This window comes from Nostoc sp. XA010 (assembly GCF_020829625.1).
Taxonomy (GTDB): Bacteria; Cyanobacteriota; Cyanobacteriia; order Cyanobacteriales; family Nostocaceae; genus Nostoc.
Map to the genome: position 1 here is coordinate 1 of NZ_JAIVFX010000092.1, position 7,377 is coordinate 7,377.

A 7,377-nucleotide genomic window follows, 5' to 3' on the forward strand; every position below is an offset into this window, starting at 1 on the left:
AATTAAATTTTTCGAGAGTGCCTTCAGGTACAAGCAACCTTTTTAGTTGTTTTTGTTCTCGTAGATTACACGCGAACAAATTATGATTTATTCCGTTATCTATTTTCCCTTAACCGAGCAGTATTGGAGAGGAAGTGGAGTAAAGTATGCCCAAGCCACTTGATCCCAAGTGTCAGTTATGTTCCAAACTACCAACTGCCCAAGCCAAGGTTTTACATGGAACAGCAGGGGACGGGTGTTGGAATCCAAAAGTCTGCCACAATCGCCGCTCATTCTACCGCCACCGCTCCCAGAATAATTCAGCAGAAATTGATTCAGTAACAGTCGAACCACCAGCAACATATTTTGCAGTACTGTATCTATATAAAGAGCCAGGGGACAAACCATTACACGCCTTGGGTGCAGAATTATGGCTGGGGCAAAAACCAATTTGCCGCCTGGAACCAATTCACTGTTTTGGGCTAACGGCTGGCAAGATCCGTGCCTATACAGATCAGGTGTTGCGGGCATTTGCTAAACAATACAGTGTTTCACTATATCAATATAAAGATATGTTTGAGATTGCCTCAAGCTACTGCCCAGTGCGACCCTGCCCGTTAAATCCTGAATTGTAGCAATGACCACATACCGCCAATTGACAATCTGGGATGTGCTTGATGAGTTGTCCGAATCTCCAGCGACATCCTCACTTGTACCGATGTGGGAATGTTTAGATGCGGAGCTAGAAAAATTACCCTTGGAGGCACAGTTATTAACCGCAGCGCTTGCCTTCAGTCAAATTGCGGATATTCTCAAGTCTTCATCAGTTCTGCTCTTTTGAAAAGCGTAAGCCCCAATAAAAAAAACCTAATAATGGAGAGTAGCACAGGCACGATTTTCCCAATTTTGGGAAAAGCGATCGCAGACTAACCAATCACACACAACGGATAAAGAGCTGACTTTTCACGGGATGTGGAAAGTCAGGATTGATGAGCGGTAATAAAGATTAAACAATCACAAAATTCTTTTCGGTTAGTGACAATCCAGCAGTAAAGACAGCAAATTGTATCTGAGTATACTCAGATTTACTGCCATCAAAGTCAAAGAACAGTCCACCTGTAGCGCTATTGTAGATAAATCGCTCTTCGCTAGTAGTTGCAGATGTTCCGATGGTAAACTGACTTGTCTCAAGTGAACCTAGTGATAACCCGGGAGAAAAATAATAACCCGATACTTGAATGAGTTCATTAGTCGCGTTGAAGTCATCAATAGTATTAATGCCTTGAATGTAATTATTGAAAGCAAAGGTGTCAGTACCAGTTCCTCCAATAAGGGTGTCATTACCACCATAGCCCCCAGAGAGCGTATCGTTGCCATTACTCCCTACAATCAAGTCATCGAAGGGTGTACCTGAGATATTTAATCGTTCGATATTCTTGTAACTAATTAGATTAGTGCCTGTCGTAATTGAGCCAATGTTAGTAGTAGCATTGAAAGTCGTTGTGATCCCCACCTCTGTACTGTAATTGGCGTACAACAATAAATCCTCACCCAAACCCCCATCTATCGTATCATTGCCACCACCTATGGAGAGTGTATCGTTGCCATTGCTCCCCACAATCAAATCATCGAAGAGTGTACCTCTAATATCTAATTTTTCGATATTCTTGTAACTAAGCAGATTCGTGCCCACTGTAATTGAGCCAATGTTAGTAGTAGCATTAAATGTCGAAGTGATCCCTCTTGTAGTATCAATGTAATCTACAGACAACACATCGTTACCTAAACCTCCATCTACCGAAGTAATCCCTTTTGTAGGATCGATGTAATCCACAGACAACACATCGTTACCCTTACCCCCATCTATCGTATCATTGCCACCACCTGTGGAGAGCGTATCGTTGCCATTGCTCCCCACAATCAAATCATCGAAGAGTGTACCTCTGATATCTAATTTTTCGATATTCTTGTAACTAACTAGATTCGTGCCTGCTGTAATAGAGCCAATGTTATTAGTAGCATTGATGGTCGTTGTCATCCTCCCTGTAGCATTATTGTAATTTATGGACAATAAATCCTCACCCAAACCTCCATCTACCGTTTGAGTCACTAAATAAGAGGGGGCAGTATCTGGGGATGTAGTGCTTAGATATAAGGCATCATTGCCATCGCCCCCAAAGAGCAAGTTATTACCTGTTGAATACTCAGCACGCAAAGTATCGTTACCAGCGCCACCGTTGAGAGTATTATTGCCCTTGGAGGGGTAATAACTATCTCCACTGCTGTACTCTATGACATAGCCAGAACTGGAGAGATAATCATTGCCATCGCCCCCAAAGAGCAAGTTATTACCTGTTGAATACTCAGCACGCAATGTATCGTTACCAGCGCCACCGTTGAGAGTGTTATTGCCGTTAGAGATAAAACTAAAGTACCCTCTATATTGATTATAACCAGAGGTGGAGAGAGAATCATTGCCATCGCCCCCAGAGAGTAGGTTATTGCCGAATTCTGACTCAGCACCCAAGGTATCGTCACCAGAACCACCGTTGAGAGTATTATTACCTGAGGAGGCAATATAGCCGTATCCGAAGTTAGTAATAAGATAAGAGGCGTTAAGAGAATCATTGCCATCGCCCCCAAAGAGTAGATTATTCCCAGATGAAGCCCCAGCACTCAAGGTATCGTTATTAGCGCCACCGTTGAGGGTGTTATCGCCTGTTGAAAATTCAACATTTAAAGTATCCTCACCAATACCACCAACAAGGAAGTTTTTGCCCGTATTACCAATCAGGGTGTCATTACCGACACCACCAATCAAAGTATCATTACCCATACCACCTCTGAGCAGGTCATTGCCACGCTTGCCGTCAATGATGTCATTACCCCCCTGACCATTGATCACATCATCTGAGTCATCTAAACCTATAATGTTGTTGTCTAGGTCATTGAGGAAGGTCACCGTATTCTTGATACCCAGGCTAGTATCTCTGGAGTTGGCATCTAGGACATTAAAGCTGTCGGTGATGCTAGTTTGCCCAGAAAACAAGATATTGCCAATAGCAGGTCTTGCACCAGTTGCTTTCAAGTTCTCAAAGTTTTCTAATTTGAAGTTTTGCAGGATGACTTTGGGACTAGGCTCATCAACAAATGCTTCAAAGGTGATTTCCAGATTGCTGCCGTTTTGGGTGAGCAACAGATTTTCGGCACGTAAGTTATAGCCCTCGAATTTTAGGGTGTCCACTTCGGCAATGACTTCTGTTGTCGGGTTTATTCCTTTACCGACGCCACCGAAATCAGTGATAGTAGCAGTATCGCCCAAGTTGTAAACAAATTGATCCTTACCGCCCCCACCAGTCAAGGTGTCGTTCCCCTCATTAGGTATAATGGTATCGTTGCCTGCAAGACCGTTAATCGTGTCCGCGTCGTAAGTACCCACCAAAGTATCGTTACCTTTGGTTCCAATGATATTTGCCATAATCTTTACCTACCTAAATCGATTTTTTCAGTAACTTCAGTTCTCAACCTTAAATTTAGTGCTGTTTTTAAGCACAAAAACTCGCCTCAAGGGTGATGCTTTCGGCATACTTTACTGGACTGATTTTGAGACTCACTTCCGTTTGTGGTTTCGGCATACTTTACTGGGCTAATTTTGAGACTCACTTCCGTTTGTGGTTTCGGTTTAGGAGTGTTATTGAGTCAACACTGTTGTATTTAACAGAGGTTCATTGAGGAATTATGCATTCGTCGAAGAACCGTTTCTTCGGTTCTTGACTTTGATAAAAGTGCTAGTGTCCATGTTCCGCATTAATGGTGGGAAAGCAGGTTATTATCTAGCTGATCTTAGGCAAAATTAACACCGATAGTTAAGAGCGCTGGTTGGTATTTCTTAAATACCTCGTACTCAACCGATTCCTTTTCCCAAAACCACATAGCATACCCCTAACTATGTTGAGCATCTAATCAAAATTTACCATTGAGCATCCCAAACTGGGGTATCAAGTCAGCATAACTAAGAATTCCCGTGGGACTACCGCCAAGAGTGTGATCGCTTTCTTAGCAGGCGGTTACGTCATCGCTAAATTGATTTTTTAATCTTCACAAAAAATTGTAGTGTTTTTAGCTAATTGAAGAGGTTAAACCCTCAGAGACAAGCTCAATATCGAAAGTGGGTATGAAATTAGGCTTGTTTTCAAGAGTAGCGAATTGGGTTCCCTGGAAAGACAAGCCACCAGTGTTGCGGTTGTAACTGAACTCGTTAGTGGAAGTAGCGCCAAACCCAATTGTGGAAATCTGAATTTTGTCGAGCTGTAAATAGCTGAAGTCTTTGATGATGTCAATGCCTTCAGACCTGAAGTTGAAGACAAATGTATTAGCACCAGAATTGCCTGTGAGTATGTTGTTACCAGCACCGCCATTTAAGAAGTCGTTACCAGAACCCCCATTTAAGAAGTCGTTACCAGCACCGCCAACGAGTGTGTCGTTACCAGCCTCGCCAACCAAAATGTCGTAGTCCCCATAGCCAAGCAAGTAGTCATTGCCATCGCCGCTAACCAAAAAGTTTTGACCGACACTCCCCTCAATTCGATTGTCCAGGGCGTTGCCTATGCCATTAATATCCTCGCTACCTGTGAGAACCAAGTTCTCTAGGTTGTCACCCAATTTGTAGCTGGACGAAGACTTAACCGTATCGGTTCCTTCATTTAAGTATTCTATAATCTTACTATTGATAAACAGATCGCTGAGTACATCGCCCCTAGACCCGAATGCAAAAGTAATATAAGTGTCGTTGCCAGTTCCACCAATTAAGGTATCAAGCACCTCACCGCCATCAAGGATGTCATCGCCTTCCTCGCCATACAGTACATTGCCACCGCCCAAGTCTTCTCGGCTATTCAAATAATCATTGCCCAAACCACCGTACTGTTTGTCAGCATTTGCACCACCGTAAAGGCTGTCATTGCCCGAATCACCATAGAGTATATCGTAACCATCGTTGCCATACAGTACATCGTTGCCTTCCAAACCATAAATAATCTCGTCTGCCGAGCTTCCTTGGATTGTGTCAGAACCTGTAATGCCGTAGATGGATTCGGTTTTTCCTGGGCTAAATACATCTGGTGATCCGTTAGAACCTATACGTGAATTTATATTTACATACTTACGATTCTGATTTACAGGGTCAATATTGATAATACTATACTGAGACCAAGAGAAGTTTTTAATGATGTCAAAACCATCAGTACTATAGACGTACACATCCCGTGAAAATTCAGAATCAAAAACGAGGACATCAATTACATTGTTGAAGACAAACTCATCATCACCATTAAGACCATCAAGAATGTCATCACCTAAATCGCCGAAAATGGAATCAGTTTCTGGAGTTCCAGTCAGATTGTCGTTACTAAAAGTACCGTTAATAGATGCCATGTCCATCACTCCTTGTCAAACTATGGTTCAGTGCAGAGTTAAGTTAATTTAACGTTAGTTCGACGGCAACGAAAGTCAGAAAGCTTACTCTCAGAAGAATTGAAGGAATGGGGAGAGGAAACAATAACTAAAATTTATGGAGAATGAATAAAAAAAGAATAAAAACACCGAGACTAAAAAATATTTCAAAAAAATCATGCGTCAGTGCGATGCCGAACGCGCAGAGCGTCTCCAAGAGTTGGCAGCAAGCTACGCTTTTTATTCTTTTGTGACACCTCCTCAAATTTCCATTTCCTCTTGTGACAATTCTTTTGCAATCATGGATGATGACCAACTTTTTGGGAGTACTAGTGCATTTTTTTCATGATTGATATATGTTAATAAGTTGTTTCTAACAGTTAATTAACAGCATACTTGAATAGGGAAACAACCGTTTACAAGTAGCAGAAATGACACAAAAGTTTTTAATGTAATACCAGAGAATATTCAGAGATTGCAAAAATTAATGAATAATTCAAAAAAATAAAGAAGTTTGAAGTTTTAATTTGATTTTCTATTTCTACCTCCAGAATTGGCATCACCGTGCCACTATCAAGCTTCGCAGAGTCGCTGGCTGGCTTTGATTCAACAGATGCCGCAGAGGTAGCTTTCTTGCGTCTAGATGGTAGTTTATTCATTGTGCTACCTCCAGGACAAATTGGCTCGTAGCAATATTGAGTTGTTTCTTTGGCTAAATTAAGCTCTGACTGAATAAAAATTAATATATCAAGTTGATTGCTAGTTGTAATATATCTTCGTCATAACAGTGTAGACCCGAATCTGCATGAATCTAAACTTGCGTGGACAATAGGACTATTAACAGTAGCGATCGCTATCGGTGGTTTAGCTTCGGTATCTGCCCAGAATCCTTACACGACTCAATCAAAAGAACAAGAGAAAATATTCTTCCTTCCCCACGACCGTCCTAAGTCTGGAGTCGGCTGGGAAATCACCACTACTTCTGGTGAGGCAGAGATAGCTCTAGCGCGGCATTTGGCTAATATGGGCATTTTTAGTATACTGCTCATCAGATAACAAACTGACCGTACTAATCCAAATTTAGAGGATTGTAATTATGCCTAGATTGACGGTTCCACCCAATTTCACAGGCAGTGCTGGTGACGACACAATAGTAGGGGAAGATTTAAATAAATCTCCAGGAATTGGGATTGATATTTTAACTGGAGGTTTCATTTATACAGGCTCAGGAAAGGACACCTTTAAAGGCAACGGCACTGGCGGTAAAGGCGGTGATGGTGCTATCAACGTCAATGGCAGTGATGGCGGTGCTGGAATCGGCATCAGCAATAATGGCAATCTGAATGCTGGGTCGGGCGACGACGCTATCATCGGCAAGGGTATTGGGGGTCGTGGAGGCGAGGGCGGGGATGCGCCTCCTTCTCCTTTTCTTGAATTTGGCGGCGGTGGCGGCTATGGCGGTGCAGGGACAGGCATCAGTAACAGTAGCAAACTGAATGCAGGGTTGGGCAATGACACTATCATCGGCAATGGCACTGGCGGCAATGGCGGCTATGGCGGCGGTGGCGGCCTTGGTGGTACTGGAACAGGCATCAGTAACAGTGGCAAACTGAATGCAGGGTTGGGCAATGACACGATCGCTGGCACTGGTAAGGGCGGCACTGGTGGTGGCGGTCGCCTCAGCGGTAACGGCGGATTTGGGATAGGTATCAGCAACACTGGGCAACTGGATACCGGAGACGGAAATGACACTATCGCTGGCATCGGTATCGGTGGCATTGCCGGCAACGGCAATGGACCCGGCGATAACGGTGCAGGGACTGGCATCAGCAATAATGGCAGTCTCAATACTGGGAACGGAAATGACACTATCACTGGCACGGGTACTAGTGATAAAGGCGGTAAAGGTGGTATCGGTGGTACTGGAACTGGCATCAGTAACAGTAA

At 43.2% G+C, this 7,377-nt stretch carries 6 protein-coding genes and 1 pseudogene; 4 read left to right on the top strand and 3 right to left on the bottom strand.

The features are described 5' to 3' along the window. Positions 1–146: 146 nt before the first annotated feature. Both LC608_RS35680 and LC608_RS35685 read left to right on the top strand, forming a co-directional pair. Positions 147–614 carry a hypothetical protein gene (locus LC608_RS35680; protein WP_229558022.1) on the top strand — a complete coding sequence of 156 codons (468 nt, stop codon included), beginning with the start codon at positions 147–149 and terminating at the stop codon, positions 612–614. Between the two features lie 2 nt (positions 615–616). Beyond that, positions 617–820, top strand: coding sequence for a hypothetical protein (locus LC608_RS35685; protein ID WP_229558023.1), 204 nt, complete (start codon positions 617–619; stop codon positions 818–820). Positions 821–985: 165 nt separating this feature from the next. Here the strand turns inward: LC608_RS35685 and LC608_RS35690 are convergent, their stop codons facing one another. From LC608_RS35690 to LC608_RS35700, 3 genes are all read right to left on the bottom strand, one after another. Continuing rightward, positions 986–3,457, bottom strand: coding sequence for a calcium-binding protein (locus LC608_RS35690; protein ID WP_308189985.1), 2,472 nt, complete (start codon positions 3,455–3,457; stop codon positions 986–988). Between the two features lie 641 nt (positions 3,458–4,098). Further along, entirely contained in the window at positions 4,099–5,412 is a 1,314-nt protein-coding gene (locus tag LC608_RS35695) for a calcium-binding protein (RefSeq protein ID WP_229558024.1), read from the bottom strand. 464 nt (positions 5,413–5,876) lie between these two features. Continuing rightward, positions 5,877–6,089 (bottom strand): hypothetical protein, encoded by a 213-nt coding sequence (locus LC608_RS35700; RefSeq protein WP_229558025.1) that lies wholly within the window; start codon positions 6,087–6,089, stop codon positions 5,877–5,879. 97 nt (positions 6,090–6,186) lie between these two features. Between LC608_RS35700 and LC608_RS35705 the strand changes: the two genes are divergently transcribed. Both LC608_RS35705 and LC608_RS35710 read left to right on the top strand, forming a co-directional pair. After that, on the top strand, positions 6,187–6,486 hold the full coding sequence (locus LC608_RS35705) for a hypothetical protein (protein WP_229558026.1): 300 nt from the start codon (positions 6,187–6,189) through the stop codon (positions 6,484–6,486). Between the two features lie 40 nt (positions 6,487–6,526). Beyond that, positions 6,527–7,377, top strand: a pseudogene (locus tag LC608_RS35710) (hypothetical protein); the annotation flags it as partial.

Coding starts and splice junctions, on each gene's coding strand:
- LC608_RS35680 (WP_229558022.1), top strand. CDS start 147: ATGCCCAAGCCACTTGATCCCAAGTGTCAGTTATGTTCCAAACTACCA.
- LC608_RS35685 (WP_229558023.1), top strand. CDS start 617: ATGACCACATACCGCCAATTGACAATCTGGGATGTGCTTGATGAGTTG.
- LC608_RS35690 (WP_308189985.1), bottom strand. CDS start 3,457: ATGGCAAATATCATTGGAACCAAAGGTAACGATACTTTGGTGGGTACT.
- LC608_RS35695 (WP_229558024.1), bottom strand. CDS start 5,412: ATGGCATCTATTAACGGTACTTTTAGTAACGACAATCTGACTGGAACT.
- LC608_RS35700 (WP_229558025.1), bottom strand. CDS start 6,089: ATGAATAAACTACCATCTAGACGCAAGAAAGCTACCTCTGCGGCATCT.